Below are 26820 nucleotides of genomic sequence, written 5' to 3' on the forward strand. Positions count from 1 at the left end.
TCACGCCAGCCGCGCCTCGACGGCGTCCACGGCGGCTGGCACCGTGTCGACGACGACCAGCGTGTCGCGGGCGGAGTGCCCGACGAACGCGGTGTCGGCGAGCCGACCGAGCCAGTCGAGCAGGCCCTGGAAGAATCCGTCGGTGTTGACCAGCACCACCGGCTTGTGGTGCATCCCGAGCACCGTGGTCGTCCACACCTCGAACAGTTCGTCCAACGTACCCAGCCCGCCGGGCAGCGTGATGAAGCCGTCCGATTTCTCGATCATCAGGGTCTTGCGGCTGGCCATCCCATCGGTGACGACCAACTCGTCGGCGTGGGTGTCGGCGACCTCCAGGTCCACCAGCGGCTGCGGGATCACCCCGAGGGTGTAGCCGCCGGCCGCCCGGGCACCGTCGGCGAGCGCCCCCATCATGCCGACACAGCCACCGCCGGAGACCAGGGTGTGGCCCCGGTCGGCCAACTCCCGCCCGGTCCGGGTGGCCAGGTCCAGCCAGCGTTGCTCAAGCGTGCGTGACGAGGCGCAGAAAACGCCGATCGCGGCCACATGTGCTCCCCTCATCCGCCTGCCGGTGCTCACCGGCCGGCCCAGCGGTGCTCGGTCTGCCGCTCGGCCTCGGTCTGGGCCAGCGCCGTCTCCCGCAGCGATTCCTGCTCGGCGGCGAGCGTCGCGTCCGCGTCGACGATGTGCCGTACCGCCTCGCTGACGTCGTCGGTCAGGCAGATCAGATCGAGATCGACGGCGCCGATCTTCCCCTGTGTCTGCATGGTGTCACGCAACCAGTCCAGCAGCCCGGACCAGTACCCGGTGCCCATCAGGACGACCGGGAACCGGGTGACCTTGCCGGTCTGCACCAGGGTGAGTGCTTCGAACAACTCGTCGAGGGTGCCGAAGCCACCGGGCAGTACGACGAACGCCTGCGCGTACTTGACGAACATGGTCTTACGGGCGAAGAAGTAGCGGAAGTTGATGCCGACCTCCACCCACTCGTTGATGCCCTGCTCGAACGGCAATTCGATACCGAGTCCGACGGAGATGCCGCCCGCTTCGGTGGCGCCCCGGTTGGCTGCTTCCATCACACCCGGACCGCCGCCGGTGATGACCGCGTAGCCGGCCTTGGCGAGGGCCGTACCGAGCCGTTCGGCGAGTCGGCATTCCGGGCTTTCGGCCAAGCTGCGCGCAGATCCGAATACGCTGACCGCGGGTGGCAGATCAGCGAGCGTGTCGAAGCCTTCGACGAACTCCGACAGGATGCGCAACGCCCGCCAGGCGTCCTTGGTCTTCCATTCTCCACGGGTCCGCGAATCGAGCAGCCCTTGATCGGCGGTGTCCCGGCGGATCGCCTCCCGGCGCAGGGTCACCGCACCCCGGTGCCGCCGCGGCTCGGATTCTGCGGGCACCGCCCCGGACTTCCCGGACGCCGTGGCCCGGTCGTTGAGTTGGTCCATTCGGCCAACCGTAGCGGCCGGCCCGGCCTACGGTGTACCGGCCGGCCGCGTGTCCAGTGCGGACTCGGGTGGCCGATGGGGTGGCGGCCATCCGGATAGCGCCGGATAGGCGTCCGGACATCGACCGCCACCGGAGCGGAGCGGGTCGGTAACGCGACAGTGGCAATGTCACGCAGATCAGGTGCAGATGCAACCAAATCAGCTGCGGGTACGTCTTCATTGGCAGATACTGGGTTTGCCCGGCGGTGGGGAGGACACCGTCGCGGCATGTTCCGGGGGGAGGAGCAATCGTGATGACCCGCAACGAACTCATTCGGGTTCGGCGCCAGATGGACCGCCGGATCCGGGCGGTGGTGGCGGAGCGCCGGATCGCCGGAGGACGACCGCATCCCGCAGAGCCGGTGACCGAGGCCGCCGTCGAGCCGCAACCGCTCTTGCTGCAGTGACGCCGTACGGTGGGCGGCTGGTCCACTCGGGCCGGCCGCCCACGGCCGTATCGAGCGCCTGCCTGTCAGGCCTTGCCCAGCCAGCGGCGCAGCGTCTCGGCCCCGTCGCGGATCTTCCCGATCTCCACGTGCTCGTCCCTGGCGTGAGCCAGGTTCGGGTCACCCGGGCCGAAGTTCAGCGCCGGGATGCCCAGCGCCGCGAACCGGGCCACGTCGGTCCAACCCAGCTTGGCCACCGGCGGTTCGCCGATCGTCGCCAGAAACTCCTGGGCCGGCGCCGACTCCAGCCCGGGCAGCGCGCCGCCGGCACAGTCCGCGATCTCGACGTCGAAGCCGGCGAACACCTCGCGTACGTGGGCCTGGGCCTGCCGCTCGTCACGGTCCGGCGCGAACCGGTAGTTGACCTCGACGTCGCACCGGTCGGGGATCACGTTGCCGGCGATCCCACCGCCAATGCGCACCGCATTCAACCCCTCCCGGTAGGTACAGCCGTCGAGGGTCACCTCGCGGGCCCGGTAGTCGCCCAGCCGGCGCAGCACCTCGCCCGCCGCGTGGATGGCGTTCGAACCGTGCCAGGACCGGGCGGAATGGGCGCGCCGGCCGGTGCTGGTGACCACTGCCCGCAGGGTGCCCTGGCAGCCGGCTTCGACCACCCCGTACGTCGGCTCCAGCAGCAGCGCGAAATCGGCCGCCAGCCATCGCGGGTGTGCCTGCGCCACCAGACGCAGCCCGTTGAACCGGGAGTCGATCTCCTCGGCCTCGTAGAACAAGTACGTCACGTCGTAGCGCGGGGCGTCGACGGAGACCGCGAGATGCAGCGCGTGCGCGACACCGGACTTCATGTCGGACGTGCCGCAGCCGTAGATCAGGTCGCCGACCACCCGGGACGGGAAGTTGTCCGCCAGCGGGACGGTGTCCAGGTGCCCGGCCAGCACCACCCGCTGTGACCGGCCCAGCGTGGTGCGGGCCATCACCGTGTTGCCGAAACGTTCGGTGCTCAGCCACGGCACCCCGACCAGCACCTGCTCGACACAGTCGGCGATGTGCCGCTCGTTGCGCGACACCGACTCGATGTCCACCAGCGCGCGGGTCAGCGTCACCGGATCGGCCAAGACCTCGGGGGTCAGCGGGTTCACCATGGCTGGCACGGTACCGTCTCGACAGGGCCGGCCCGTCCACTGATCACCCAGATCGTCCGTATGCCGGCCGCTGGTCCGTATACCCCGATCGGAAGGCGACAGTTCGGTGACAGTTTCGACGCAGCCCGCGTGGGGCATCGGTCTGGCCACCATCACGGAGCAGGGCCAGGTGCTCGACACCTGGTACCCGGCCGGCCAGTTGGGTCTCGGTGACCGACGTCGCGACACCCGGCCACCGGCGGCGGCCGGCACCGCCGGGCACGCCGCCACGTCGGACGGCGACGACGCCGAGAATCCGCTCGGACTGCCCACCGCCGCCCTCGGCCCCCGCGCCCTGCCTGGTCTGCGTACGGCCACGGTGCGCGTCGAGATCGACTCACTCGCCGACCCGATCAAGGACGCCTCCGACGCGTACCTGCGGTTGCACCTGCTCTCGCACCGGCTGATCCGGCCCAACGAGGCCAACCTGGACGGCATCTTCGGCCAGCTCGCCAACGTGGCCTGGACCTCCGCCGGCCCGTGCCCGCCGGAACGCGTCGACGAGCTGCGCCTGATCGAACGGGCCGCCGGGCGGCATCTGGCCGTGTACGGGGTGGACAAGTTCCCCCGGATGACGGACTACGTCGTTCCCGCCGGGGTGCGCATCGCCGACGCCGACCGGGTGCGGCTCGGCGCCCATTTGGCCGCCGGGACGACCGTCATGCACGAGGGTTTCTGCAACTTCAACGCCGGCACCCTCGGCACCTCCATGGTCGAGGGCCGGATCGTGGCCGGGGTGGTGGTCGGGGACGGCTCGGACATCGGCGCCGGCGCGTCGATCATGGGCACTCTCTCCGGCGGCGGCACCGAGAAGATCCGCATCGGCGAACGCAGCCTGCTCGGCGCCAACGCCGGAATCGGCATCTGCCTCGGGGACGACTGCGTGGTCGAGGCGGGTTGCTACATCACCGCCGGAGCCAAGGTGACACTGCCGGACGGCCGGGTCGTCAAGGCCCGGGACCTGTCCGGCGTCGACGGGTTGCTGTTCTGGCGCAACTCGGTGACCGGGGCGCTGGAGGCCCGTCCCCGCACGGGCGCGGGCATCCAGCTCAACGCCGCCCTGCACGCCAACGACTGACCAGCGACCGACCCGGGCGTGCGCTAGGAGTGGGCCGATTCCACCGGTTTGCCGCCGCGCAACCAAGCGGCGGCGTGCGCCTCGGGCAACGGCCGGGAGAACAGGAAGCCCTGACCGAAGCCGCAACCAAGATCACTGAGCAAGTTACGATCGGCGACCGTTTCGATCCCCTCCGCCACCACATCCAGTTCCAAGGTGTGTGCCAACCGGATGATCCCGTCCACCAGCGAGCGCTGTCGCGGCGAGCAGGCCATGTCCGCGGTGAAGGACCGGTCGATCTTCAGTACGTCGATCGGCAACTGTCGCAGGTAGCTCAACGAGGAGAATCCGGTGCCGAAGTCGTCGATGGCCATCCGTACCCCGATCTCGCGTAACCGCGTCAGGTCGGGCCAGACCTCGTTGTCGCCGTCGAGCAGCACGCTCTCGGTGAGCTCCAGCGTCAACGCCCCGGCCGCCAACCCCGCGGCGGCGATCTCGCGGCGCACCTTGGCGGTGAACCCGGCGGCCCGGAACTGACGGGCTGAGACGTTGACGCTGACGTACGGCGCCCCACCCGACGGCAGATCCGCCTGCCACCGCGCGGCGGCGACGACCGCCTGACGCAACACCCAGTCACCGATCGGCTCGATCAGCCCGGTCTCCTCGGCCACCTCGATGAACTGGTCGGGGTGAAGCAGACCCAAGGTGGGGTGCCGCCACCGCAGCAGCGCTTCCATGCCGACCGCGCCGCCGGTAGCCAGGTCGACGATGGGCTGGTACTCCACCGAGAAGTCCGTCTCGGGCACCGCCCGCTCCAGGACCGCCCGCAGCTCCATCCGGCGTACCAGGCCGACGTGCAACGCCGGCTGGTACCGCCGCCAACGGCCCTTGCCGGCGCCCTTGGCGACGTACAGCGCCAGATCGGCATGCCGCAGCAACTCGTCGGTGTCGGCAGCGTCCGAGGTGGTCGCCACCCCCACGCTGACCGCGCCACCGACCATCCGCCCGGCCAGCCGGAACGGCTCGGCGAACGCCGACACGATCCGCTGGGCGACCTGCTCCACCGCGGCCGAGTCGGCGGCATCGTCGACCAGCGCGGCGAATTCGTCGCCGCCGAGCCGCGCCGCGGCGTCGACGCACCCAAGGATTCCCGTCAGCCGGTCGGCGACGGCGGCCAGCAACTCGTCACCGGCCGCGTGGCCCATCGTGTCGTTGACCACCTTGAAATCGTCGAGATCGATGAAGAGCACACCGACGGTGTGCGCGCCCCGCTGCGCCCGGGCCACCGCCTGGTGCACCCGATCGTGGAACAGCACCCGGTTGGCCAGCCCGGTGAGCGAGTCGTGGAAGGCGCGGTGGGTCAGCTCACGTTCCAGCCGGCGCCGCTCGGTGACATCACGCAACGTGACCACCAGGCCGTTCACCGTCCGGTCGGCACGCAGGTCGCGGCAGCTCACCTCCATCTGGACGGCGCTGCCGTCGGCGTGTCGCAGCTGCCAGTCCGGCCAGTCGTGCGGCTCACCGGAGGAACGGACCAGGGCCAGGCCCGCGGCCGCCTGGTCGTGGTCCACCGGGTTCACCAGCTCGGTCACGGCGATGCCGGCGGTCGCGGTCCGGCCGAGCACCGCCTCCAGCGCCGGGCTGGCGTACCGGATCCGGTCCTGGTCGTCGACGATCAGGATGATGTCCGCGCTGTTCTGCACGAGGGTCCGGAAGTAGGCCTCGGCGTCCCGCCGACTGATCTCGTCGGCGAGCCGGATCCGTTCCAGTGCCGTCGCGGCGTGGCTGGCGAGCACCTCGATCGAGTCGCGAAGCACGGACAGCACCGCGGTCTCCGCCGACACCAGCAGGACACCGGCACGTGGGCCGGCGGCCGGCTGTCCGTTGTGCCGGGCGCCGCGACCGGCGGTGTCGGTCCGGTTGTCGCGGGCCGCGACGCTGTGCTGCGCCGAGACCGGACCGGGCGGTCGCCGCTCCGGTAGCACCAGCGGGCAGAGCAGCGCCATCGGAAACGGGCTCAGCTGGTTGGCCAGGACCGGCTGGAGCGCCGGCCGACGCAACAGCCGGGTACGCCGGACCGCGACGGTCGGCGGCAGCAGCGTCCCGGTCGCCGTGATCGACACCGACGGACCCCAGATGCTGCTGGCCAGCGCCGGTACCCCGCCCGCGCGGTTGAGCACCAGTACGAGCCGGTGCACAGCGCCCTCCGGCATGATCCGGGCCAGCCCGGCCCGGACCGCGCGGTCGACCTCGCCGGCGTCGGCGGCGGAGACGAGTTCCGCGCACACGTCCCGCAGGCCCTGCTCCCGGCGCACGGTCTGGCGGTGCGCGGCGAGCACGTCGCCGAACCGGCTCAGGACCAGCGCAAACACCACCCCTGAGGTGATGGCGAGCATCGCGCCGTCACGAATCCGTCCGGTCAACGTCTCGATCAGCAGGATCGCCGGAGCGATCATCGTGGCCAGGATCAGCAGGATCGCCCAGGGCCGGCTGACCTTGCCCTGCTCCACGTCCACCGGTGCGGACAGTTCCGCCATCGACGGGTGTAGTCCCGCCATCCCCCAGGTGACGTAGAGCACCAACCAACCGAGCTCGATCGGCCCGCCGGGCTGCCACTGCGAGCCGAGGGTGGTCAGCCCGTAGAGCACGTCGCCGATCAGCATCCCGGCGGCCCCGACGAGCAACAGCAGCAGAGCCGGAGTACGCACGTTCGTGGCGATCAGCCGGATCATCACCGCCAGGATCAGCAGATCGCCGAGCGCGTACGCGGCGAGCAGGGACCGGTCGACCGTACTCAGCCCGGGAGCGGTGATGTAGGGACCGATGATGAAGATCCAGGCGAGCAGCGCGGCGGTGCACAAAAACGTGAGCACGTCGAGCAACCTCGCCCGGTCGCCGATCACCCGGGCGCCCTGGGTCAGGATGAACAACCCGGTGGCGGTCAGCACGAATACCGTCAGATAGCAGAGTTCCGTGACCGCTGAACCAGGAAAGACCGCATACACCGTGTCACCGGCGGCGAGGGCGACCACCGCAGCGGCCAGGCACCACCAGGCGACGGCCCGTTTGGGGCGGTAGTGACGGATCCCGAATACGATGGCACCGGCGCTGGCCATGCCGAGTCCAGGCCAGATGAACGGATGCCACGCGGGGGTGATGAACACTCCGGCCGACAGCAGGGTCGTCGCGGCGACGTATCCGCCGGCGAGTTTCCGGACCGACACAAGCCTCCCCTCAAGCCGGTGGTGCAAGCCAGTGGTGGACGGCCGCCCAGCGCCGGATCCCGGCGGCGCCGGTGTGCCGGCAGACCTTCGAGTGGGCGTCGGTTGCCGACGGCGACACGTCCACCGATCGGTTTACCAGCCCGGCAACCCCTTGGCTATACCTCTGCCGGGCAATGGTCGGCGACGATGAGATGCCGCTGCCGCGCCAATTTCCGGCAATGTCGGGGCGGCCGTTGTGGAAATGCGCCGCCACCTGGGCCGATATTGAATTTGCGAATCGCCGTACGCGGATCAAGCCGACCGACGCAGGGCCGCCGGTGGGGTTATCGTGAACCGGGCGTCGACCGCGGCTTGGACGGTCTGCACCTGGGGGTCAAGATCGATCTGCGGCAGGGCCCCGGATGCCGATTCCATCGCGGCGAAGCCAGGGGCCGCGGCACGCAGCATCACCGGCTGTGGCGCCGACATCCCGTGGTCGGCCAACTCGACGAGGCCGGTCACCTCGGCACCGAGGGCGGCGGCGTAGTCGCGGGCCCGGGCGATCGCGTCGTCGATCGCGGCCCGGCGGGCCTCACCCAGCACCGGGCTGTCCGGTCGCAGCGACCACCAGGGTCCACCGACCCGGGTCTGGTCCTGGTCGGCCAGCCGCAGCATCAGTTCGCCGAGTATCGTGAAATCGACAACGGTGACGGTCGTGGTCACGCTGGCGTGGTACGCGGAGACCCGTTCACCCGAGCGTTTCCACTCAGGGCGCACCAGCAGGCTGCCGGACTCCCGCCGTTCGATCGCCGGACCGTACCCGTCGATGAGGGACCGGACCGCGTCACCACGCTCGGCGAGTCGAGCCAGCGTGGCCGGCCGGTCCTTGCCCCGGGCGACCACCGTCACGCTGAACCGGGCCAGCTCGGGTGGGACCTCTCGGGTCACCTCGCCGCGCACCGCCACCACCGGGGTGTCCGTCATGTGGCGAGCCTAACCGAGCCGGTCCACCGCCGCGGCCACCCGGTCATCGCTCGCCGTCAACGCGATCCGCACATGTGATCGCCCCGCCGGGCCGTAGAAGGAGCCCGGCGCGACCAGGATCCCGCGGGCGGCGAACCAGTCGGCCGTCGACCAGCAGTCCTCGTCCCGGCTCGCCCACAGATACAGCCCGGCGGTGGAGTGCGTGATGCGCAGGCCGGCACCGGTCAACGCGGTTCGCAACCGCTCGCGGCGGCCGGCGTACCGCCGTCGCTGGACCGCGACGTGCTCCTCGTCGCCCAACGCGGCGACCATCGCGGCCTGCACCGGCGCCGGGACGATCATCCCCGCGTGCTTACGCACCGCCAGCAGGTCGGCGACGATGCCCGGATCACCGGCGACGAATCCGGCCCGGTAACCGGCCAGGTTGCTCCGCTTGCTCAGCGAGTGGACGGCGAGCAGCCCGGCATGGTCCGCGCCACAGACCTCGTCGCTGAGCACCGAGATCGGTTGGTCCTCCCAGCCCAGCGCGTGGTAGCACTCGTCGCTGGCGACGACCGCCCCTCGTTGCCGGGCCCACTCGACGACCTTGCGCAGATGTGCGGCGGGCAGCACCTGACCGGTCGGATTGCCGGGCGAGTTGACCCAGATCAGGCCGACCCGGCCCGACGGTCCGAGGGCGGTCAGCGAGTCGCTGCGGACCACCTCGGCACCGGCCAGCCGGGCACCGACCTCGTACGTCGGGTAGCACACCGACGGCACCACCACGATGTCGCCGGGTCCGAGCCCGAGCAGGGTCGGCAGCCAGGCGACCAGCTCCTTGGAACCGATCGTCGGCAGCACCGCCAGACCCTCGGCGGAGGCATCGCACCGGCGCACGCACCAGCTGCGGATGGCTTCGCGCAGTCCGGCACCACCGGCGGTCATCGGGTAGCCCGGGGTGTCCGTGCTGGCCGCGAGCGCCGCCTGGACCACCGGGGGCACCGGGTCGACCGGGGTACCGACGGACAGATCGACGAGGCCGTCCGGATGCCGGGCCGCCTGTGCCTTGACCGGCTCCAGCTGGTCCCAGGGAAAGTCCGGCAGGCCGGCGGCGCGCTGGCCGATCAGTGCGCGTCTCCGCGTGGTGGCTGCGCCGCGATGAACGGGGTGTCCTTCTCCACCTTGCCGAGCTTGGAAGCGCCCCCCGGCGAGCCGAGGTCCTCGAAGAACTCGTAGTTGGCGGTGGTGTAGTCCTTCCACTGCTCCGGCACGTCGTCCTCGTAGAAGATCGCTTCCACGGGGCAGACCGGCTCACAGGCACCGCAGTCAACACACTCATCGGGGTGGATGTAGAGCATCCGATTGCCCTCGTAGATACAGTCGACAGGGCATTCCTCGATGCACGCCTTGTCGAGCACATCCACGCACGGCTCGGCGATGATGTAGGTCACGGGCCTTCCTCTCCGCACGACATGCCGCGATCACCCGCGGCGCTTCGAGCCTAGTATCTCGCCGGGGAGGGGGTCGATCGTGCTCGGGATGCAAGATGTGGGACACCGGGTCGTGGTCCGGAGGATAGTCGGAGTCAGCGGCGGTCGTCCGCTCTACACCGATCTGCTCGGCGTACTCGCCGAACTGACCGGGACCGAACTCACCGTACTCACCCGGCACGGACCCCAGCGGGTAGCGCGCGCCGACGTGCACCGTGGCAAGCGGGTACCGCCGAGCGCCGATCCGGCGGTGCGCGCGGCGGCCCGGCGCGAAGCCGCCGCGATCGACCGGTTGGAACTCGTCGCCGACGAGACCTGGCCGGCACCGACACGGCAGCGGCTCGGCGACTGGCTGCTGCGCGCCGCCGACGGGTGGACCGGTCGGGCCAACTCGGCGTTGCCGCTCGGCGACCCCGGTCGGCCGCTGCCCGCCGCGGTGGACGCGGTGCACTCCTGGTACACCCGGCTCGGCCTGGCGCCGCAGGTCAACGTCCCGCTGCCGGCAGCCGCCGACGTCGCCGCCGAGCTGGCCGGCCGGGGCTGGCGGGCCCGGCGGCTGGTGCTGGTGCAGACCGCGGACCTCGCCGACCTGCTCCAGCGGGCGACCGACCAGCGCAGTCTGCCACCGGTACGGCTGGAGCCGACACCGTCGCCCGACTGGCTCGCGATGGTCGCGGCCGGCAAGCCGGTCACCGCCACCACACCTGAACCGGGTACACCGGCCGGTCCGTCGCTGCCGCCGGCGGCCTATCATGTGCTGACCGCGGTGCCGCAGGTCAGATTCGCGCAGGTGTACGACGGCGGCGACCTGATCGCCGTCGGCCGGGGCTGTCTCAGCGCCGACGGCCGGTGGTGCGGGCTGTCCCTGGTGCAGGTGGTACCGGCCGCCCGTCGCCGGGGCCTGGCCATCCGGCTGATCGCGGCCGTGGCCGGCTGGGCGCACCGCGAGATGGGCGCCCGGCATGCCTTCCTCCAGGTCGAACAACACAACCCGGCGACGGCCCTGTACACCCGGCTGGGCTTCACCACGCAGCACACCTACCTGCCGTGGCAGGCGGTCAGCGACGTACCACCCGGCGGGGCTTGCTGAGCTTGGTCTCCGCGTACCGCTTCAGCGACTGCGACCGGTGGTCCCAGCCCATCGCGGTCAGCACCAGATAGCCGATCAGCACGCCACCGACGGAGAACCCGGCGTAGAGCCAGATCTGGGCGAAGAACGCCCCGGCCCCGTTGGAGAACGGGTGGTCGCCGCTGATGAACGGACCGACGAAGATGGTCAGCACCAGCGCGCCGAGCACCGCCACTGCCAGGTCGCCGCCCCACCGGTCGACCGGCCGGTGCCGTCCCCAGAAGAACGCGACCACGCCCAGCGTCACCGCGATCACCGCGAACATGGCCAGCGAGAGCCGGTCCTGGGCCTCGGTGTCGGCCTCGAAGGCGAACCGACTCACCAATCTGGCCACCACGTTCACCGTGAACAGCGCACCCGCGAGTACGCCTACCGGCAGCCATCGCTGCCTCATCGCCACCTCCCGTGACCTGATCACCGACGATTCTAGAATTCGACGACCAATTCTAGGATTCGACGACGATACCGTCAGCTACCGTCGGCCGGTCGGCACGACCGACCGACGAGGCGGCTGAGACAGGATCATCCGGAAGGCGAAGACCGCGTACGCGATCGCGCCGGCGAAGATCATCGCGAAGCCGACCCAGTTGTCGCCGGCCAGCAGGATGTCGCCCTCGGTGGTACCACCGGCCGCCAACACCATCACCGCGAACCAGGCGAAAGCCGGCAACGCCAGCGCCCACCGTCCCCCGGTGACCCGCACCACGAACCAGCTCACCAGCACGTTGCCGACGACAGCCAGCAGCACCGACACGCCGACCAGGTACCCGCCGACGCGCGTCGTGGCGAGCAGCACCTCCAGGACCGCGCTGACCAGCGCCGCGACGACCGCGATCGTCCCGCCGGCTACCCGTAGGCCCAGATCGACCGCCCGCGGCCACCGTCGCGGTGCCGGGAGTCGGTCCACCAGCACCACCTCCTCCAGCGCCGGCACCGGGCCGGACATGCTCGGCGAGGTCACGGTGGCGTGCCAGGGTCGGTCAGGCCGGCGAAGAGGTCGTCCTCCCAGCCGTACGGGCCGCTGCTCGGCCCGCGCACGCCGTGGCCGAGGACGAAGTACTCCACCCCCATGAACTCGCCACCGAAGTTACCGGCGATCGAGTACAGCCAGGAGTCGTCCGCGATCTGCGTGGCGTGCGCCCGCATCGCGGCCGTCTTCGCCGGGTAGTGGTCGGTGCCGTCGATGCGCGCCGCGATCTGCGGATCGGGAGTGCCGAACGGCAGTTGGTCGACCTGCTCGACATCGCCGAACGGGTTGTTCGCCGCGCCTCGGAAGGCGTCGATCCCGGCGGCCAGGACGCTCTTCGGCATCGCCGTCCAGTAGACCTTGGCCGGTGCGACGCCGTCCGCCGTGGCCAGCTCGACCGCCCGCATCGTCACCCGGTGTGCCTGGATGTGGTCCGGGTGGCCGTAGAAACCGTTGGCGTCGTAGGTGATCACGACCTGCGGGCGTACCGCACGGATGATCTCCAGCAGCGCTCCGGCGGCCTCGTCGAGATCAGCCTGCCAGAACGCCCGTGGATGGTCGTTGGTCGCGAGCCCCATCATCCCGGAATCCCGGTAGCGGCCGGCTCCGCCGAGGAACCGGTGATCGGTGACCCCGAGCGCCGCACAGGCCGCGGCCAGCTCCGCGATCCGGTAGCCACCGAGCTGGTCGGCCCGGTCGGCGGCAAGCCCGGCCAGAGCCGGTACGTGGATCTCGCCTTCCTCGCCGAGTGTGCAGGTGACCAGCGTGACGTGGGCACCGGCGGCGGCGTAGCGGGCCATCGTGGCACCGGTGCCGATCGTCTCGTCGTCCGGATGGGCATGCACCAGCAAGAGCCGTTGGGCGGCGGCGGTCTCGGTCACCCGGCAACTTTACGCCGGACGGGCACCGGTGTGGATTACCGGTCTCATTGGTGAGCAGCCGGTTCTACCATCCGGGAGTGGAACATGCGCAGCCGACCAGCCCGACCGGCGCCATCGCCCGTGGCGCGCCCCGGGCGGTGACCGTCGGCGCCGACGGGGCCCGGGTGGTGTTCCTGCGCTCCGCCGGGCCAGGGGATCCGGCCGAGGCGCTGTGGTCGTTCGATACCGCCACCGGGGAGGAACGCCGGATCGCCGACCCGGCCGTACTGCTCGGTGACGGTCCCCGAGACGACGGTGACGGTCCCCGGCCCGGCCCGGCCCGCGGTGCCGGCATCGACCGGTACGCCGTCGACCCGGCCGCCAGGGTGGCCAGCTTCACGCTGGCCGGCCGGCTGTTCCGGGCCGATCTGGTGGACGGACACGTCGTCGAGGTCCCGGTGGTCGGCAACGTCACCCACGCCCGCCCGGACCCGACCGGGAGCCACCTCGCGTACGTGTCGGACGACGACGCGGGCAGCGCCGCGAGTCCGGCACCGGAGCGTGGCCGCAACCGACCGGCACCGGGCAAACTGCGGGTCGTGCGCCCAGACGGCGACGACATCCTGCTGGCCGGTGAGGACGGCGACATCACCTGGGCGCTGCCCGACCCGGCGGCGGCCGAGTTCGGGCGCGACCGCGGATACTGGTGGGCACCGGACGGACGCAGCATCCTGGCCGCCCGGGTGGACCGGTCCCGGCTGCCCCGCTGGCGGTACGCCGATCCGGCGCGGCCCCAGCAGCCGCCGGAGATCCGGCCGTACCCGCTGTGCGGGGGACCGATCGCCGAGGTGACGCTGCACCTGCTCGACCTGGACGGCGGCTGGGTCGACGTGCACTGGGACCGGGAGACCTACCCGTACCTGGTGTCGGTCGACTGGTCCGACGGCGGTCCGCTGGTCACCGTGCTGCGCCGGCTGCAGCAGCACGGCCTGGTGCTGTCCATCGACCCACGCACCGGAGAGACGCAGGTGCACGCCGAACTCGCCGATCCACGCTGGGTGGAGCCGGTCCCGGGCACCCCCTGCTACCTGGGCGACGGGCGGGTGCTGGTCGGTGGCGAGTTGGCCCACGACGGGTACGACGCCCGGTGCCTGTTCGCCGACGGCACCCTGCTCACCCCCTCGGCGCTGTACGTACGCCGGGTCGTCGGCCGGTTGCCGGGCCGGCACTCCAGCGCGGACCTGCTGGTCGAGGCGAGCGGCGGCGAACCGAGCGAACAGCACCTGTACCGGGTCCGCACCGCACCCGGTTCGGGCAGCCTGGACGCCACCCGGATCACCACGAACCCTGGCTGGCACGTCGGCGCGGTCGGTGGTGACGTGCTGGCCGTCGGCACCGCGACGCTGGACCAGCACGGTACGCGGTGGACGATCTGGCGCGGCGACACCGAGATCGGCACGCTGCGGTCGCTGGCCGCCACGCCACCGGTCACCCCGCGCCCGGCGTTGCAGCGGGTCACCGACCGCCGGCTGCCCACCGCCGTGCTCTACCCGCAGGCGCACGTCACCGGCCGGCGGCTCCCGGTCCTGCTGCAGGTCCACGGCGGTCCGGGCCAGCAGCAGATCACCGCCGCGCGGGCCGGCTGGTTCGCCGCGCAGGGCTGGGCCGACGCCGGGTTCGCAGTGGTCACCGTCGACAACCGGGGTACGCCCGGGGTGGCGCCGAGTTTCGAGAAGGTGGTGCACCGGCGTCTCGCCGACGTGCTGCTCGCCGACCAGGTCGACGCGCTGGGCGCGGTCGTCGACAAGCATCCCGACCTGGACCTCGACCAGGTGGTGGTGCGCGGGCACGGCTTCGGCGGCTGGCTCGCCGCACTGGCGGTGCTGCGCCGCCCGGACGTGTTCCGAGCCGCGGTGGCCCGCTCGCCGATCACCGACTGGGGTCTGCTGCCGGCCGCCTACGCCGAGCGTTACCTGGGCACGCCGGAGGAAGGCGGCGAGATCTACCCGCACCACAGCCTGGTCGAGCTGGCCGGCGAGCCGGCCGGCAGCGCCCCGCTGCGGCCGCTGCTGCTGATCCACGAGCTGACCGATCGGGCCGTGCCGGCGGCACACAGCCTGCGGCTGTCCGCCGCGCTGCTGGCCGCCGGCCGACCGCACGCGATGCTGCCGCTGGCCGCCGGCACCGACCCGCACGGCACGCCGCTGCTGCGCGCCGAACTCGACTTCCTGCGGCAGGCGCTGGTCGCCACCGGTGCCTGATCCGTATCGACATCTGCTACTCGTGAGCCGCCGTGGCTGTCGCATAAAGTGCAGCGCATGACCCACTTCGAGGTGGCGACCGCTGCGGTGCAGGCGGCGCTCGATGCCGGTGCCCGGTACGCCGACGCCCGCGTGATGCACCGCCGCCACGAGTCGATGACCGCCCGCAACGGGGAGATCGAGGCGCTGGTCCAGCACAGCGACGCGGGCCTGGGCGTGCGGGCGCTGGTCGGTTCCGGTTGGGGCTTCTACGCCGTACCGGATCCGTCGTCGGCCGCCGCGCGGGCGGCCGGCGGCCGGGCGGCGAGGATCGCCGCAGCCAGTGCTCAGGTGCCGGGCCCGGCGATCGACCTGGTGCCGGCGGGCGCCGGTACCGCCAGCTGGGCCAGCCCGTGCCTGATCGACCCGCTGTCGGTGCCGCTGACCGACAAGGGCGACCTGCTGGTGTCCGCCACCGGAACCATGCGCGAGCACGGCGCGGACCTGGCCGAAGGGCTCTACCAGATCTGGGACACCGAAAAGTGGTTCGTCTCCAGCGAGGGGCACCGGATCGACCAACGGATCCGTGAGTGCGGGGCCGGGCTGTCGGCCACCGTGATCGGTGACGGGGAGACCCAGCGCCGGTCCTACCCGAGCTTTCGCGGCCAGTACGGCACCAGCGGCTGGGAGCTGGTCGACGGTCTCGACCTGCCGGCGCACGCCGCCCGCATCGCCGAGGAGGCCCGGGCGCTGCTGACCGCGCCGCCCTGCCCGGCCGGGGAGACCACGCTGATCCTCGGCAGCGAGCAGCTGGCGTTGCAGATCCACGAGTCGGTGGGGCACGCCATCGAGCTGGACCGGATCCTCGGCTGGGAGGCCGCCTTCGCCGGCACGTCCTGGCTGGACCTGGCGCAGCTGGGCAGCCTGCGCTACGGCTCGGAGCTGATGAACGTCACCATCGACCCGACGATCCCGGGCGCGTTGGGCAGTTTCGGCTTCGACGACGAGGGCAGCCCGGCGGTCAGGCGCGACGCGGTCCGCGACGGACGGTGGGTCGGCGTGCTGGCCGGGCGGGACTCGGCCGCGGTCGCCGGGCTGGACTACGGCGGCAGCGTACGGGCCGACGGCTGGGCCCGGCTGCCGATGGTGCGGATGACCAACGTCGGCCTCGAACCCGGCCCGCACACCCTCGACGAGATGATCGCCGCCACCGACGACGGGGTGTTGATGGACCTCAACCGGTCGTGGTCGATCGACGACAAACGGCTCAACTTCCAGTTCGGCTGCGAAATCGGCTGGGAGATCAGGAACGGGCGGCTGGGACGGATGCTGCGCAACCCGACGTACACCGGGATCGGGCCGGTCTTCTGGCGCTCGATGGACATGCTCTCCGGCGAGAGCGTGGCCTGGGGCACCCCGAACTGCGGCAAGGGCCAACCGGGCCAGATCGGGCACACCGGTCATCCGGCGGCACCCGCCCGCTTCACCAACGTCCGGGTCGGGGTGCGCGGATGAGTCTCGACGCGGGGTTGACCGGAGCGGCGATGTCCCCGGCCGAGACCGACCTGGCCGCCCGCGTGGTGGAGCTGGTCCGCCGGGCCGCCGGCCCGGCGGCGCAGGCCGAGGTGTACGCCGATCACCATGCTCTGGCGTTGACCAGGTTCGCCAATTCGTACATCCACCAGAACGTCGCCGAGGCGGCCACGACCGTGTGGCTGCGGTTGCACATCGACGGCCGTACGGCGATCGGTTCGACCACGCTGACCGAGCCGGACGGGCTGACCGATCTGGTCGATCGGACCCTCGCCGCGGCCCGGCTCTGCCCACCGGATCCGGCCTGGCCGGGGCTGGCCGGGCCGGCACCGCTGCACGCCGCCGGGCTGTGGGACGAACAGACGGCACAGGCCGGCCCGGCCGAGCGGGCGGCCCGGGTACGTGACTTCGTGGCGGCTGCGGCCGGGTTGGAAAGTGCCGGCTACTGCCGGACGGTGCACCGGTCCACCGGTTTCGCCAACAGCGCCGGTCAGAGCGCAGGTGGGCGGACCGCCGAGGCGGCCATGGACGGGGTCGCGCGGGTGGCCGGCTCGGACGGGGTGGCCCGGCAGTCGGTGGCCCGACTGGCCGACCTCGACCCGGCCGCGCTGGGGGCCCGGGCGGCGGCCAAGGCACAGGCCGGGCAGCAGCCGATCGACCTGGCCCCGGGCCGGTACGCCGTGGTGCTGGAACCGACCGCGGTGGTCGATCTGCTGCAGATGCTGGCCCGGTACGGGTTCGCCGGCAAGGCCCACCACGAGCGGCGTTCCTTCGTCCAGCTCGGGCAGCCGCAGTTCGATCCGGCCGTCTCGCTGATCGACGACCCGCTCGCCGGAGCCGGGCTGCCGTTCGACGCGGAAGGGACCCCGACCGGGCGTACCGTCCTGGTCGACGCCGGAACGAGCATGGCGCTCACCCACGACCGGCGGACCGCGGCCGAGGCCGGGATGGCTTCGACCGGGCACGCCGCGCCGGGCGGCGTCGGCTGGGGCCCGGTCGCGCAACACCTGCGGCTGGTTGCGGCCGACGGTCCGCCGACCGCCCCGACCGCCCCGACCGCGACCGGTGCGACCGGTGCGGAACCGACAGTGGCCGGCCCGACCGGGGCGGACAGCGCCGTGCTGCTGTCCGGGATGGAACGCGGCCTGCTCGTCACCGACCTGTGGTACACCCGGGTACTCGACCCCCGCAGCCTGGTGGTGACCGGGCTGACCCGCAACGGGGTGTGGCTGGTCGAGTCCGGCGAGGTGGTCTCGGCGGTCCGCAACCTGCGATTCACCCAGTCCTACCCCCAGGCACTCGCCGCCGGTGCCGTACTCGGCGTCGGGACCGCGCTCGCCCGGTTGCCGGAGGCCTGGGACAGTACGTCCTGGCACGCGCCCGCGCTGCACCTGGCGAGCTGGCAGGTCACCGGCGGCGCCACCGGCTGACAGGTATCGGCGGCGAGCCGATTCATCGTATTGACCCGAGCGACCCTTCCGATTTAGGTTAGGCATACCTCACTTCTGGAGGTCCGCGACGGGCGGTGCGGGCTGGTCGACCGCGCCGCCCGTCACCCCGCCGCCGGCGCGATCTGTGACCGACGCCGCTGGAATAGCAGTGAGCTTGTGCACATCCGCCGCTCCACGGGCGGGCCGGGCTTTCGTAACCGGCGCGATACCGGCGAGACTCCCTTGCGCATACGTCCGCCGGTACGGGGCGTAACGTGTGCACCGGACTGCACCTACCTCCCGCGTAGATGGTCGCCAGCCACTGCGCGGGACGTGGCGCGGGTTGGAGCACACGGTCGTACGGCAATCTGGGCTGTGCCCTGTCGCCACGGACCGGCCGAAGATATCCGGGCCCGCCTGCTGCGGGTCGGGCCCCGTCAGGGAGACAGGATGACGACTACGGCAACGATGCCGGGGCAGGCGCGGGCGCGCGCCGCCATCGCGGCGAAGACGTTGCGCACCGACCGGTGGTGGCTACCCCCGCTCATCACCGTCATCGGACTCGGTGCCTGGGTCACCTACGCCACCGTCCGCGTTTTCATGCACGACTTCTACTGGGTCGCCGAGCACCACTACCTGACCCCGTTCTACTCACCCTGCGTCACCGAACGGTGCGTACCGGAGGCGGCGCACTTCGGCCGCTTCCTGCCCGGCTGGTGGATCATCCCCGATGCGGCGTTGACCCTGCCGTTCCTGCTGCTGTTCCGGCTGACCTGCTACTACTACCGCAAGGCGTACTACCGGTCGTTCTGGCTGTCCCCGCCGGCCTGCGCGGTGCCGGACGGTCACAAGAGCTACTCCGGCGAGACCCGCTTCCCGCTGATCTTCCAGAACGTGCACCGGTACACCTTCTACGCCGCGTCGATCATCTCGCTCATCAACACCTGGGACGCGGTCCTCGCCTTCGACGGCGAGGCCGGCTTCGGCATCGGCCTGGGCAACGTCATCCTGCTCGGCAACGTCATCATGCTGTGGGCGTACACCCTGTCCTGCCACTCCTGTCGGCACATCACCGGCGGCCGGCTGAAGCACTTCTCCAAGCACCCGGTGCGGTACCGCTTCTGGACCTTCGTCTCCAAGCTGAACACCCGGCACATGATGCTCGCCTGGATCACCCTCGGCACGCTGGCGCTGACCGACTTCTACGTGCTGGCGGTGTCCGCCGGCTGGTTCGGCGACCTGCGGTTCTTCAACTAGGGGCTTGGACGATATGACTACCCGAATCGAACGACACCACTACGACGTCGTGGTCATCGGTGCCGGCGGCGCCGGGCTACGGGCGGCGATCGAGGCCCGACTGGCCGGCAAGCGCACCGCGATCATCTCCAAGTCGCTGTTCGGCAAGGCGCACACGGTGATGGCCGAGGGCGGTGCCGCCGCCGCGATGGGCAACGTCAACAGCCGCGACAACTGGCAGGTGCACTTCCGCGACACGATGCGCGGCGGCAAGTTCCTGAACAACTTCCGGATGGCCGAACTGCATGCCAAGGAGTCGCCGCAGCGCATCTGGGAGCTGGAGACGTACGGCGCGCTGTTCGACCGTACGAAGGACGGCAAGATCTCGCAGCGCAACTTCGGCGGCCACGAGTACCCGCGACTGGCCCACGTCGGTGACCGCACCGGCCTGGAGCTGATCCGCACCCTGCAGCAGAAGATCGTTTCCCTGCAGCAGGAGGACAAGCGGGAGTACGGCGTCCACGACGCCCGGATCAAGGTCTTCGCCGAGACCACCATCACCGAGCTGATGCTGGAATCCGGCCCGGACGGTCCCCGGATCGCCGGTGCCTTCGGCTACTACCGGGAGAGCGGCGAGTTCATCCTGTTCGAGGCGCCGGCCGTGGTGCTGGCCACCGGTGGGGTCGGCAAGTCGTACAAGGTCACCTCGAACTCCTGGGAGTACACCGGCGACGGGCACGCCCTCGCGCTGCGGGCCGGGGCGAACCTGATCAACATGGAGTTCCTGCAGTTCCACCCGACCGGCATGGTCTGGCCGCCGTCGGTCAAGGGCATCCTGGTCACCGAGTCGGTCCGGGGTGACGGCGGGGTGCTGCGCAACACCGACGGCAAACGGTTCATGTTCGACTACGTCCCCGACGTGTTCCGCAAGCAGTACGCGGAAACCGAGGAGGAGGCGGACCGCTGGTACACCGACCCGGACAACAACCGGCGCCCGCCGGAGCTGCTGCCCCGTGACGAGGTGGCCCGAGCCATCAACAACGAGGTCAAGGCGGGCCGGGGCACCGAGTCGGGCGGGGTGCTGCTGGACATCGCCAGCCGGCTGCCGGCCGAGGAGATCCGCCGCCGGCTGCCATCGATGTACCACCAGTTCAAGGAGCTGGCCGACGTCGACATCACCAAACAGCCGATGGAGGTCGGGCCGACCTGCCACTACGTCATGGGCGGCGTCGAGGTCGACCCGGACACCGCGGCGGCGGTCGGTCACGTCAGCGGCCTGTTCGCCGCCGGCGAGGTCTCCGGCGGCATGCACGGCTCCAACCGACTCGGCGGCAACTCCCTGTCCGACCTGCTGGTCTTCGGCAAGCGGGCGGGCGAGCACGCGGCCGCGTACGCCGGCGGGCTGGACCGGCGGCCGAAGGTCTCCGCCGACGAGGTCGAGACGGCGGTGGATCAGGCCCTGGCGCCACTGTCCCGGGACACCGGCGAGAACCCGTACACCCTGCAGCAGGACCTGCAGGCGGTGATGGGCGATCTGGTCGGCATCATCCGCCGCGAAGGCGAGCTGGCGGAGTCCCTGGTCAAGCTGACCGAGCTGCGCGAGCGGGTGGCCAAGGTCAGCGCGGCCGGCGGTCGACGTTACAACCCGGGCTGGCACCTGGCCCTGGACCTACGCAACATGCTGGTCGTCTCGGAGTGCACCGCGAAGGCGGCACTGGAGCGCACGGAGTCCCGGGGCGGGCACACCCGCGAGGACTTCCCGACCATGTCGCCGCAGTGGCGCACGGTCAACCTGGTCTGCTCGATCGAGTCGGACGCGGCGGTCAAGCTGGAGCGCAAGCCGTTGCCGACGATGCGCCCGGAGCTGATCACGCTCTTCGACCGGGCGGAGCTGGCCAAGTATCTGACCGACGAGGAACTGGCGGAGTTCGACGCACTGGCGCAGGACGCGCTCGCTGAGGAGGCGGACAACTGATGGGCACCAAGCGCCACTTCAGGGTGTGGCGGGGCGACGAGACCGGCGGTGAGTTGCAGGACTTCCAGGTCGAGGTGAACGAGGGCGAGGTCGTTCTCGACGTCATCCACCGGCTGCAGGCCACCCAGGCACCGGACCTGGCCTGTAGATGGAACTGCAAGGCCGGCAAGTGTGGCTCCTGCTCCATGGAGATCAACGGCATGCCCAAGCTGGGCTGCATGACGCGGATGTCGACGTTCGAGGAGACCGAGACGATCAGCGTCACTCCGTTGCGTACCTTTCCGGTGATCCGGGATCTGGTCACCGACGTGTCGTTCAACTACCGCAAGGCCCTGGAGACGCCGGCGTTCGACCCGCCGGAGGAGCTGGCTCCCGGCGAGTACCGGATGCAGCAGGTCGACGTCGAGCGCTCGCAGGAGTTCCGCAAGTGCATCGAGTGCTTCCTGTGCCAGAACACCTGTCACGTGGTCCGCGACCACGAGGACAACAAGAAGGCGTTCTCCGGCCCGCGGGTGTTCATCCGCGCCGCCGAGCTCGACATGCACCCGCTCGACACCAGGAGCGACCGTAAGGAGTACGCGCAGGCCTCGCAGGGTCTGGGCTACTGCAACATCACCAAGTGCTGCACCGAGGTCTGTCCCGAGCACATCAAGATCACCGACAACGCGATCATCCCGATGAAGGAACGCGTCGTCGACCGCAAGTACGATCCACTGGTGTGGCTCGGTAGCAAGATCTTCCGTCGTGGCCAGAACGGCACAGCGCCGGCCGGCCCCGCTCCCGGCGAGTCGGGCATCGGCCAGCCGGTCGGCGCGGCCGTGCCGGCCGACGGCGACCACAGCCCGCAGGCGGACGCCGAGCGGGGCGTGAACTGGCATCGCCAGGTGCCGCGGCCGCAGGCGGCACCGGTGGACTCCAGCGGACATCTGCCGATCAGCGAGTTGGCGTTCGACCGGCCGGCGGCCCCGTCGCCGTTCGGCGAGGACGTCACCTTCCCGCTGCCGGACAAGTCCCTGAACTACCACCACCCCGACCAGGACCGCTGACCCTCACTTCGCCCCCATCCCCGTCCTACCCTGTCCCCACCCCCGTCCCCACCCGTCCCCGGCGATCTTGGACTTGTCGCGAGGCTTTGCCAGATTCATCCATCGACAAGTCCAGGATCGCCGGGGGACGGGGCGGTAGGTTGCCCGGCAGGGATCGACAGTCGTAGCATCCTCTGCGGAGCCGGGAACGAATCACATCGATCGTTTCCCGTCGTGGGTGGTGCCGGGCCGCCACGCCCACGGCACCAGTCCGCTGATGCGGGCTGCCCGCCGAAGGAGCTCCGCACCATGACGCTGCTCAGGCGCTACCGCCTGCGGTCGATATTCTTCGCCGCCGTCGTCGCGCTCGGCATCACGATCTTCTGGCTGGCTCCGGCCGCCGACGCCGCCGAACTCTGCGGCCGGGCGGACACGATCAACATCGCGGACAAGCGGTACGTGGTCATGAACAACGTCTGGGGCGCCCGTACCCTGCAGTGCCTCACCGTCGCCGGCGACGGCCGATTCGAGGTCGCCCACTCCGAACACGCCAAGTCGACCGGCTCCGCAGCCGCCTACCCGACCATCTACCAGGGCTGCCACTGGGGCAACTGCACGGTCGGCAGCGGGCTGCCGATCCAGGTCGGCAAGCTACGCTCGGCCCGGTCCAGCTGGGCGGTCAGCACCGAGGGGGTGCCGGGGCGCTGGAACGCCACGTACGACCTGTGGTTCCACACCGACGCGAACGCCCACCGGTCTCCGGACGGCGCCGAGCTGATGGTCTGGCTGGACCGGGCCGGTGGTGCCGAGCCCGGCGGCGTCCTCGTCGCCCGCGATGTGGTCCTGGCCGGAACCACCTGGGACGTTTACCACGCGGACTGGCATTGGAGCTATGTCGCGTACGTGCGGACCAGCCCGACCGCCGAGGTCCGCGACCTTGATCTGGCGGTCTTCACCCGCGACGCGGTCGGCCGTGGCTACCTCGAGCGGAGGTGGTATCTCAGCGGTGTCGAGGCGGGTTTCGAAATCTGGCAGGGCGGCAGCGGGTTGGCCGCCCGATCGTTCCAGGTCGACGTCAACCTTTGAACCCTGACGGCACGGGGCGGATCGCCGGTCACCGTTGACGAAGTCGTTCGACGACCCGCAAGCGGCGCGGGGTGGCTCGGCGCGGGGTGGCTCGGCACGGGGTGGCTCGGCGCGGGGTGGCTCGGCGCGGGGTGGCTCGGCGCGGAGACAGGCATGACCGCGAGCCGCTCTGGCTACCGGGCGGCCGCCCGCAGCACCGGGCCCAGCTTGGCGACGATCGGTCGGTCCGCCGGCATCCAACGCACGTCGTGCAGCTCGTCGGCGGCCAGCCAGCGCAGGGCCGAGTGTTCGAGCGCGGCGGGTGCCGTCGGCCCGAGCAGCTGTGCCAGGTAAACACGCAGCACGGCCCGCCCCTGCCCGAGCACCTGATCCTCGCCGAGCCGCTCGCCCACCGAGATGGTCACGCCGAGTTCCTCCTGGCATTCCCGGATCAGAGCCACCGGCTCAGTTTCCCCGATTTCTACCTTTCCGCCGGGAAACTCCCATTTCCCCACTGCTTCGGGCGGGTGAGACCGCGCGCACGCCAGTACCCGGCCGTCGAGCACGATCGCCGCACCGACAACGACCTGCAGTCTGGGCCGCCCGCTTCGCACAGCAGACCAGCCTGCCAGATCAATCAGCAATTCGGCCAACCCTGCTGGCTGCTAGGACAGCAGAAGCGGGAAGGGTGGACGTGGACACCCGGCCGGTCAGCGGTAAGACTGGGGACCACCGACCAAGACACAGGATGGCGACGATTTGGCCACAAGCCGGCAACGACGCCTGGGAGGTGTGGCTTTGCGAGCACTCTGGCCCGGCCGTCCGGGCCGCGACTACCTTAGCGACGCGCTGACCCAACTCGTAGGTTGGACTCAGGAAGGCCAGCAGATCCGGCGTGTCCTGCTGCTCGACGACAGCCAGCACGCCGAGTTGACCGAGCGGATCAAGGTAGCCGCCGACGCACTGCACCTGCGGCCGGATGTCCGGCGGATCGACGGAAGCACGCAGATCTGCCTCGGCTCGTCCGGTAGCGAGAAGATCACTGAGGGTGACGTTAGACTTGCCGCACGGATCGAGGACGCCTACCGGACCATCATCGACGCCGCGTGACCTCGGCCGTGGTTGCCGCCGCGACCTATCCTCGGTGCCATGGCCAACGTGACGTACGACCGGCGCGAGCAACTGCGGCAGATCGAGAGCGGCCTACTCGACGGGGAACAGGTGATCGCGGTCTACGACGCGATCGGCACCGGCACCGGCTTCATCGGACTGACCACCCGCCGGGTGATCATCCAGGACAAGTCCTTCGTCGGGAAGAAGGTCGCCATCACCAGCATCCCGTACGCGAAGATCACCAGCGTCAGCGTGGTCAGCAACAAGTCCTGGGGCGGTTCGTACTTCTCCACCGGCGCCATCGCCATCAACGTCGGCACCCACACGTACGAGATCGAGTTCCGCGGCGACCAGAAGTCGCACCACGTCCACAACGTGATCCTGCACTACATCTCGTGACCGACTGCGGGACCGACAGGCCGCAGGGCTGACCGCTCGATAGAGGTCAGGGCTGCGGATCCGGTCTGACGAATGCGCCGCGCCCGGTGAAGGTGACCACTCGGCCTTCCTCGCGCAGGATGTCGAGCGCGGTCCGCACGTGCCACGCTCGCACTCAACTCAAGCGGTCGGCTTCTCCGGCTCGACACCGCCGGCTCGCAGGATCCGCCGGACCTGTTCCCGGCCGTAGCCAGTCACCCGAGCGATCTCGCCCACGCGGGCACCGCCTTGGTATGCAGTCACGGCCGGCTCAGGCGGAACCGGTCATCGGGTGGATGTCGCCGTCGACCGACTCCGGCTGGCAGATCGACTCCGGCGAAGGGGTCACCGCCCTCTACCGCCAGCGTCGAGGTGAGGCTCACGCACCTTAAGACCGCCTCTTAAGGTGCGTGAGCCTCACCTCGATGCGGCGTAGACATCGAGGCTGAACGACGGTAGGACAGCAGAAACCGGATGTTACGGTGAAAAACATGACCGCGGTGCCCGAGTGGATGCAGCCGCCCCGCCCGGAGGGGTGGTACGCCGACGACCTCGACCAGCTTTCGCAGGCACCCCGTCACACCGAGCTGATCGATGGAGCACTCGTCTTCATGATGTTCCCCCAGCGGGTCTGGCACGCACGTACGGTCACCGCGCTGGTGAACAGTCTGACTGACCAGGCACCGCCGGGCGTCGAGGTCGACCGGGAGATCACGATCCGACTCGACAAGTGGAATCGTCCCGAGCCCGACCTTCTGGCCGCAGCGGCATCCTACGATCCGTCCCGGACCTTCTACACGCATGAGGAGACTCTCCTGGTCGTGGAGGTGGTGTCGCCGGAGTCAGCACACCGGGACCGCACGGTCAAGTTGCGCAAGTATGCGGAAGCCGGCATCCCGCACTACTGGCGCGTCGAAGACGAGGGTGGATCACCGGTGGTCCACGCCTACGAGCTCGACGGACCCGCCCGGTCCTACGTGCCGACCGCGATTTATCGCAACAAGCTACGCACCGCCACGCCGTTCACGATCACGCTCGACCTTGATGGGCTGGTGCCAGGCCCCAAGAATTGAGTTTGTCCCGGGCGGGAGCACCCGAACTTTGTCGCCGCGTCGCGCCGGCCTGCCGGGCAATTCGACGGCCTCGGGCTGGTGCTGCTCAAAAACACTTTGCGTGCCTGCCGCAGCAGTTCCGTCGGTCTCGACAACGGTGCGCCTCCCTCGCCTGCACCGATAACCTCCGTCCGTCAGCTTCTTGCGCTAGACGTTGAAGCGGAACTCGACCGGGTTGCGTCGCCGAACAACATCACCAGGCGCGCGGCCGATGACGCCGGAGCCGGACTCACACCGCCACAAGCCGGACGCGATCACCGCAGAGCTTGGCCATGTCGTCGACGTCGGAAGTCACCATGACCACCGGGCGATGCTGGCGCAACGCAGCCTCGGCGACTGCCGCGTCGATCGCGTACTTGTGTCCGTGCAGACCAGCATTCATCAGCAACTCCGACGCCGCCCGCGCTTCCTCGTCGCCGACCGGAATCACTCGCAGCCCAGAAAGCAACCAGTTCAGGCGTGCCTTGTGTGTGCGGGCATGGACGGCCTCGATGATGGTTAGTGCGCTGATCACGGCCTCCATGCCGCGCGAGCGCGCCTCGGCCGTCATCGCCACCACCTGCTCGTCGTCGGCGAGCAGCTTCGAGAGTCCTTCGCTGTCGAGGACCAGCGTTCCCTCGTGGATCAGCTTGCGGCGGGCCACTCGCCCTCCTCAGCGAACACCTCGTCGAAGACCTGCCGCGCCCGCTGACGAGCCCTCTCGGAGACCGGCCCCTTGCGACTCTCATAGTCGGCCAGGTATTCGTCGAGCACCTGGCCGCGAAGCTCACGCTCGACTGCCTCAGCGATAAACGCGGAGAACTCCCGCTTGCCCACCCGAGCCCGGATCGCCTCAGCTGTCCCCTCGGGCAACGACAGGCTCACCCGCGTCGCCGGCCCCTCGCCGATGCGGTACACCGCTTCACTCATCGGCCCAGTGTGTCAAACGAGTAG

The 26820-nt window shown here is 70.4% G+C and carries 25 protein-coding genes and 2 pseudogenes; 14 read left to right on the plus strand and 13 right to left on the minus strand.

What is annotated here, in order from left to right:
- Both ACN27F_RS12295 and ACN27F_RS12300 read right to left on the minus strand, forming a co-directional pair.
- Positions 1-546, minus strand: a complete 546-nt coding sequence (locus ACN27F_RS12295; protein WP_421433432.1) for a TIGR00730 family Rossman fold protein — start codon at positions 544-546, stop codon at positions 1-3.
- Between the two features lie 29 nt (positions 547-575).
- Positions 576-1448, minus strand: coding sequence for a TIGR00730 family Rossman fold protein (locus tag ACN27F_RS12300; RefSeq protein WP_421433433.1), 873 nt, complete (start codon positions 1446-1448; stop codon positions 576-578).
- A 293-nt stretch (positions 1449-1741) separates the two neighbouring features.
- On the opposite strand from ACN27F_RS12300, the gene ACN27F_RS12305 reads away from it, so the two are divergent.
- Positions 1742-1894: a hypothetical protein gene (locus ACN27F_RS12305; RefSeq protein WP_421433435.1), complete on the plus strand. Its 153-nt coding sequence runs from the start codon at positions 1742-1744 to the stop codon at positions 1892-1894.
- A gap of 65 nt (positions 1895-1959) precedes the next feature.
- Here the strand turns inward: ACN27F_RS12305 and dapE are convergent, their stop codons facing one another.
- Positions 1960-3033 carry a succinyl-diaminopimelate desuccinylase gene (dapE, locus tag ACN27F_RS12310; RefSeq protein WP_421433436.1) on the minus strand — a complete coding sequence of 358 codons (1074 nt, stop codon included), beginning with the start codon at positions 3031-3033 and terminating at the stop codon, positions 1960-1962.
- Between the two features lie 106 nt (positions 3034-3139).
- On the opposite strand from dapE, the gene dapD reads away from it, so the two are divergent.
- Positions 3140-4150, plus strand: coding sequence for a 2,3,4,5-tetrahydropyridine-2,6-dicarboxylate N-succinyltransferase (dapD, locus tag ACN27F_RS12315; protein ID WP_421433437.1), 1011 nt, complete (start codon positions 3140-3142; stop codon positions 4148-4150).
- A gap of 23 nt (positions 4151-4173) precedes the next feature.
- On the opposite strand, the gene ACN27F_RS12320 is transcribed toward dapD, so the two are convergent.
- The 4 genes from ACN27F_RS12320 to fdxA form a co-directional block, all read right to left on the minus strand.
- Positions 4174-7353 carry a putative bifunctional diguanylate cyclase/phosphodiesterase gene (locus ACN27F_RS12320; RefSeq protein ID WP_421433438.1) on the minus strand — a complete coding sequence of 1060 codons (3180 nt, stop codon included), beginning with the start codon at positions 7351-7353 and terminating at the stop codon, positions 4174-4176.
- A gap of 291 nt (positions 7354-7644) precedes the next feature.
- Positions 7645-8316: an SIMPL domain-containing protein gene (locus ACN27F_RS12325; RefSeq protein ID WP_421433439.1), complete on the minus strand. Its 672-nt coding sequence runs from the start codon at positions 8314-8316 to the stop codon at positions 7645-7647.
- Between the two features lie 9 nt (positions 8317-8325).
- On the minus strand, positions 8326-9420 hold the full coding sequence (gene dapC, locus ACN27F_RS12330) for a succinyldiaminopimelate transaminase (protein ID WP_421440150.1): 1095 nt from the start codon (positions 9418-9420) through the stop codon (positions 8326-8328).
- On the minus strand, positions 9420-9746 hold the full coding sequence (gene fdxA / locus ACN27F_RS12335; protein WP_421433440.1) for a ferredoxin: 327 nt from the start codon (positions 9744-9746) through the stop codon (positions 9420-9422). The genes dapC and fdxA overlap by 1 nt, the downstream gene beginning before the upstream one ends.
- A 79-nt stretch (positions 9747-9825) precedes the next feature.
- Here fdxA and ACN27F_RS12340 point away from each other — a divergent pair, with 79 nt between their 5' ends.
- A complete protein-coding gene (locus tag ACN27F_RS12340; RefSeq protein WP_421433442.1) occupies positions 9826-10875 on the plus strand; it encodes a GNAT family N-acetyltransferase in 1050 nt (349 codons plus the stop codon).
- Here the strand turns inward: ACN27F_RS12340 and ACN27F_RS12345 are convergent.
- The 3 genes from ACN27F_RS12345 to mshB form a co-directional block, all read right to left on the minus strand.
- Positions 10844-11308, minus strand: coding sequence for a hypothetical protein (locus ACN27F_RS12345; RefSeq protein ID WP_421433444.1), 465 nt, complete (start codon positions 11306-11308; stop codon positions 10844-10846). The genes ACN27F_RS12340 and ACN27F_RS12345 overlap by 32 nt on opposite strands.
- Positions 11309-11386: 78 nt before the next feature.
- Entirely contained in the window at positions 11387-11875 is a 489-nt protein-coding gene (locus ACN27F_RS12350) for a hypothetical protein (protein ID WP_421433445.1), read from the minus strand.
- Positions 11872-12762 (minus strand): N-acetyl-1-D-myo-inositol-2-amino-2-deoxy-alpha-D-glucopyranoside deacetylase, encoded by an 891-nt coding sequence (gene mshB / locus ACN27F_RS12355; RefSeq protein ID WP_421433446.1) that lies wholly within the window; start codon positions 12760-12762, stop codon positions 11872-11874. The genes ACN27F_RS12350 and mshB overlap by 4 nt, the downstream gene beginning before the upstream one ends.
- A 77-nt stretch (positions 12763-12839) precedes the next feature.
- Between mshB and ACN27F_RS12360 the strand changes: the two genes are divergently transcribed.
- The 8 genes and pseudogenes from ACN27F_RS12360 (at position 12840) to ACN27F_RS12395 (ending at position 23266) form a co-directional block, all read left to right on the plus strand.
- A complete protein-coding gene (locus tag ACN27F_RS12360) occupies positions 12840-15002 on the plus strand; it encodes a prolyl oligopeptidase family serine peptidase (protein ID WP_421433448.1) in 2163 nt (720 codons plus the stop codon).
- A gap of 57 nt (positions 15003-15059) precedes the next feature.
- On the plus strand, positions 15060-16496 hold the full coding sequence (locus ACN27F_RS12365) for a TldD/PmbA family protein (RefSeq protein ID WP_421433449.1): 1437 nt from the start codon (positions 15060-15062) through the stop codon (positions 16494-16496).
- A 14-nt stretch (positions 16497-16510) separates the two neighbouring features.
- Entirely contained in the window at positions 16511-17944 is a 1434-nt protein-coding gene (locus ACN27F_RS12370; protein WP_421440152.1) for a TldD/PmbA family protein, read from the plus strand.
- A 450-nt stretch (positions 17945-18394) separates the two neighbouring features.
- Positions 18395-19201 carry a hypothetical protein gene (locus ACN27F_RS12375; protein WP_421433450.1) on the plus strand — a complete coding sequence of 269 codons (807 nt, stop codon included), beginning with the start codon at positions 18395-18397 and terminating at the stop codon, positions 19199-19201.
- A gap of 13 nt (positions 19202-19214) precedes the next feature.
- The gene (locus ACN27F_RS12380; RefSeq protein WP_421433452.1) at positions 19215-21155 is read left to right on the plus strand and encodes a fumarate reductase/succinate dehydrogenase flavoprotein subunit; all 1941 of its coding nucleotides are present in this window, start codon (positions 19215-19217) and stop codon (positions 21153-21155) included.
- Positions 21155-21907, plus strand: a pseudogene (locus ACN27F_RS12385) (succinate dehydrogenase/fumarate reductase iron-sulfur subunit); the annotation flags it as partial. The gene ACN27F_RS12380 and the pseudogene ACN27F_RS12385, both read left to right, overlap by 1 nt.
- Positions 21908-21979: 72 nt before the next feature.
- Positions 21980-22201: pseudogene (locus ACN27F_RS12390) on the plus strand (succinate dehydrogenase/fumarate reductase iron-sulfur subunit); the annotation flags it as partial.
- Between the two features lie 288 nt (positions 22202-22489).
- On the plus strand, positions 22490-23266 hold the full coding sequence (locus ACN27F_RS12395) for a GH12 family glycosyl hydrolase domain-containing protein (protein WP_421433453.1): 777 nt from the start codon (positions 22490-22492) through the stop codon (positions 23264-23266).
- A 173-nt stretch (positions 23267-23439) separates the two neighbouring features.
- On the opposite strand, the gene ACN27F_RS12400 is transcribed toward ACN27F_RS12395, so the two are convergent.
- On the minus strand, positions 23440-23886 hold the full coding sequence (locus tag ACN27F_RS12400; protein ID WP_421440154.1) for a (deoxy)nucleoside triphosphate pyrophosphohydrolase: 447 nt from the start codon (positions 23884-23886) through the stop codon (positions 23440-23442).
- 157 nt (positions 23887-24043) lie between these two features.
- Between ACN27F_RS12400 and ACN27F_RS12405 the strand changes: the two genes are divergently transcribed.
- From ACN27F_RS12405 to ACN27F_RS12415, 3 genes are all read left to right on the plus strand, one after another.
- Positions 24044-24355, plus strand: a complete 312-nt coding sequence (locus ACN27F_RS12405; protein ID WP_421433454.1) for a 4a-hydroxytetrahydrobiopterin dehydratase — start codon at positions 24044-24046, stop codon at positions 24353-24355.
- 39 nt (positions 24356-24394) lie between these two features.
- Positions 24395-24757, plus strand: a complete 363-nt coding sequence (locus tag ACN27F_RS12410) for a PH domain-containing protein (protein ID WP_421433456.1) — start codon at positions 24395-24397, stop codon at positions 24755-24757.
- Between the two features lie 509 nt (positions 24758-25266).
- Positions 25267-25848 carry a Uma2 family endonuclease gene (locus ACN27F_RS12415; protein WP_421433457.1) on the plus strand — a complete coding sequence of 194 codons (582 nt, stop codon included), beginning with the start codon at positions 25267-25269 and terminating at the stop codon, positions 25846-25848.
- A gap of 268 nt (positions 25849-26116) precedes the next feature.
- On the opposite strand, the gene ACN27F_RS12420 is transcribed toward ACN27F_RS12415, so the two are convergent.
- Together ACN27F_RS12420 and ACN27F_RS12425 are read right to left on the minus strand one after the other, a co-directional pair.
- Positions 26117-26530: a hypothetical protein gene (locus ACN27F_RS12420; protein WP_421433459.1), complete on the minus strand. Its 414-nt coding sequence runs from the start codon at positions 26528-26530 to the stop codon at positions 26117-26119.
- Entirely contained in the window at positions 26512-26796 is a 285-nt protein-coding gene (locus tag ACN27F_RS12425; RefSeq protein ID WP_421433461.1) for a hypothetical protein, read from the minus strand. Before ACN27F_RS12425 ends, ACN27F_RS12420 begins: the two co-directional genes overlap by 19 nt.
- Positions 26797-26820 lie beyond the last annotated feature (24 nt).

The organism is Solwaraspora sp. WMMB335, assembly GCF_049179075.1.
GTDB lineage: Bacteria > Actinomycetota > Actinomycetes > Mycobacteriales > Micromonosporaceae > Micromonospora_E.

Excerpts from the sequence above, each read along its gene's own strand:
- ACN27F_RS12365 (WP_421433449.1), top strand. The coding sequence starts at position 15,060 with ATGACCCACTTCGAGGTGGCGACCGCTGCGGTGCAGGCGGCGCTCGAT.
- ACN27F_RS12425 (WP_421433461.1), bottom strand. The coding sequence starts at position 26,796 with ATGAGTGAAGCGGTGTACCGCATCGGCGAGGGGCCGGCGACGCGGGTG.
- ACN27F_RS12380 (WP_421433452.1), top strand. The coding sequence starts at position 19,215 with ATGACTACCCGAATCGAACGACACCACTACGACGTCGTGGTCATCGGT.
- dapE (WP_421433436.1), bottom strand. The coding sequence starts at position 3,033 with ATGGTGAACCCGCTGACCCCCGAGGTCTTGGCCGATCCGGTGACGCTG.
- ACN27F_RS12325 (WP_421433439.1), bottom strand. The coding sequence starts at position 8,316 with ATGACGGACACCCCGGTGGTGGCGGTGCGCGGCGAGGTGACCCGAGAG.
- ACN27F_RS12300 (WP_421433433.1), bottom strand. The coding sequence starts at position 1,448 with ATGGACCAACTCAACGACCGGGCCACGGCGTCCGGGAAGTCCGGGGCG.
- ACN27F_RS12415 (WP_421433457.1), top strand. The coding sequence starts at position 25,267 with ATGACCGCGGTGCCCGAGTGGATGCAGCCGCCCCGCCCGGAGGGGTGG.
- ACN27F_RS12345 (WP_421433444.1), bottom strand. The coding sequence starts at position 11,308 with ATGAGGCAGCGATGGCTGCCGGTAGGCGTACTCGCGGGTGCGCTGTTC.
- ACN27F_RS12395 (WP_421433453.1), top strand. The coding sequence starts at position 22,490 with ATGACGCTGCTCAGGCGCTACCGCCTGCGGTCGATATTCTTCGCCGCC.
- ACN27F_RS12305 (WP_421433435.1), top strand. The coding sequence starts at position 1,742 with ATGACCCGCAACGAACTCATTCGGGTTCGGCGCCAGATGGACCGCCGG.
- ACN27F_RS12375 (WP_421433450.1), top strand. The coding sequence starts at position 18,395 with ATGACGACTACGGCAACGATGCCGGGGCAGGCGCGGGCGCGCGCCGCC.
- ACN27F_RS12410 (WP_421433456.1), top strand. The coding sequence starts at position 24,395 with ATGGCCAACGTGACGTACGACCGGCGCGAGCAACTGCGGCAGATCGAG.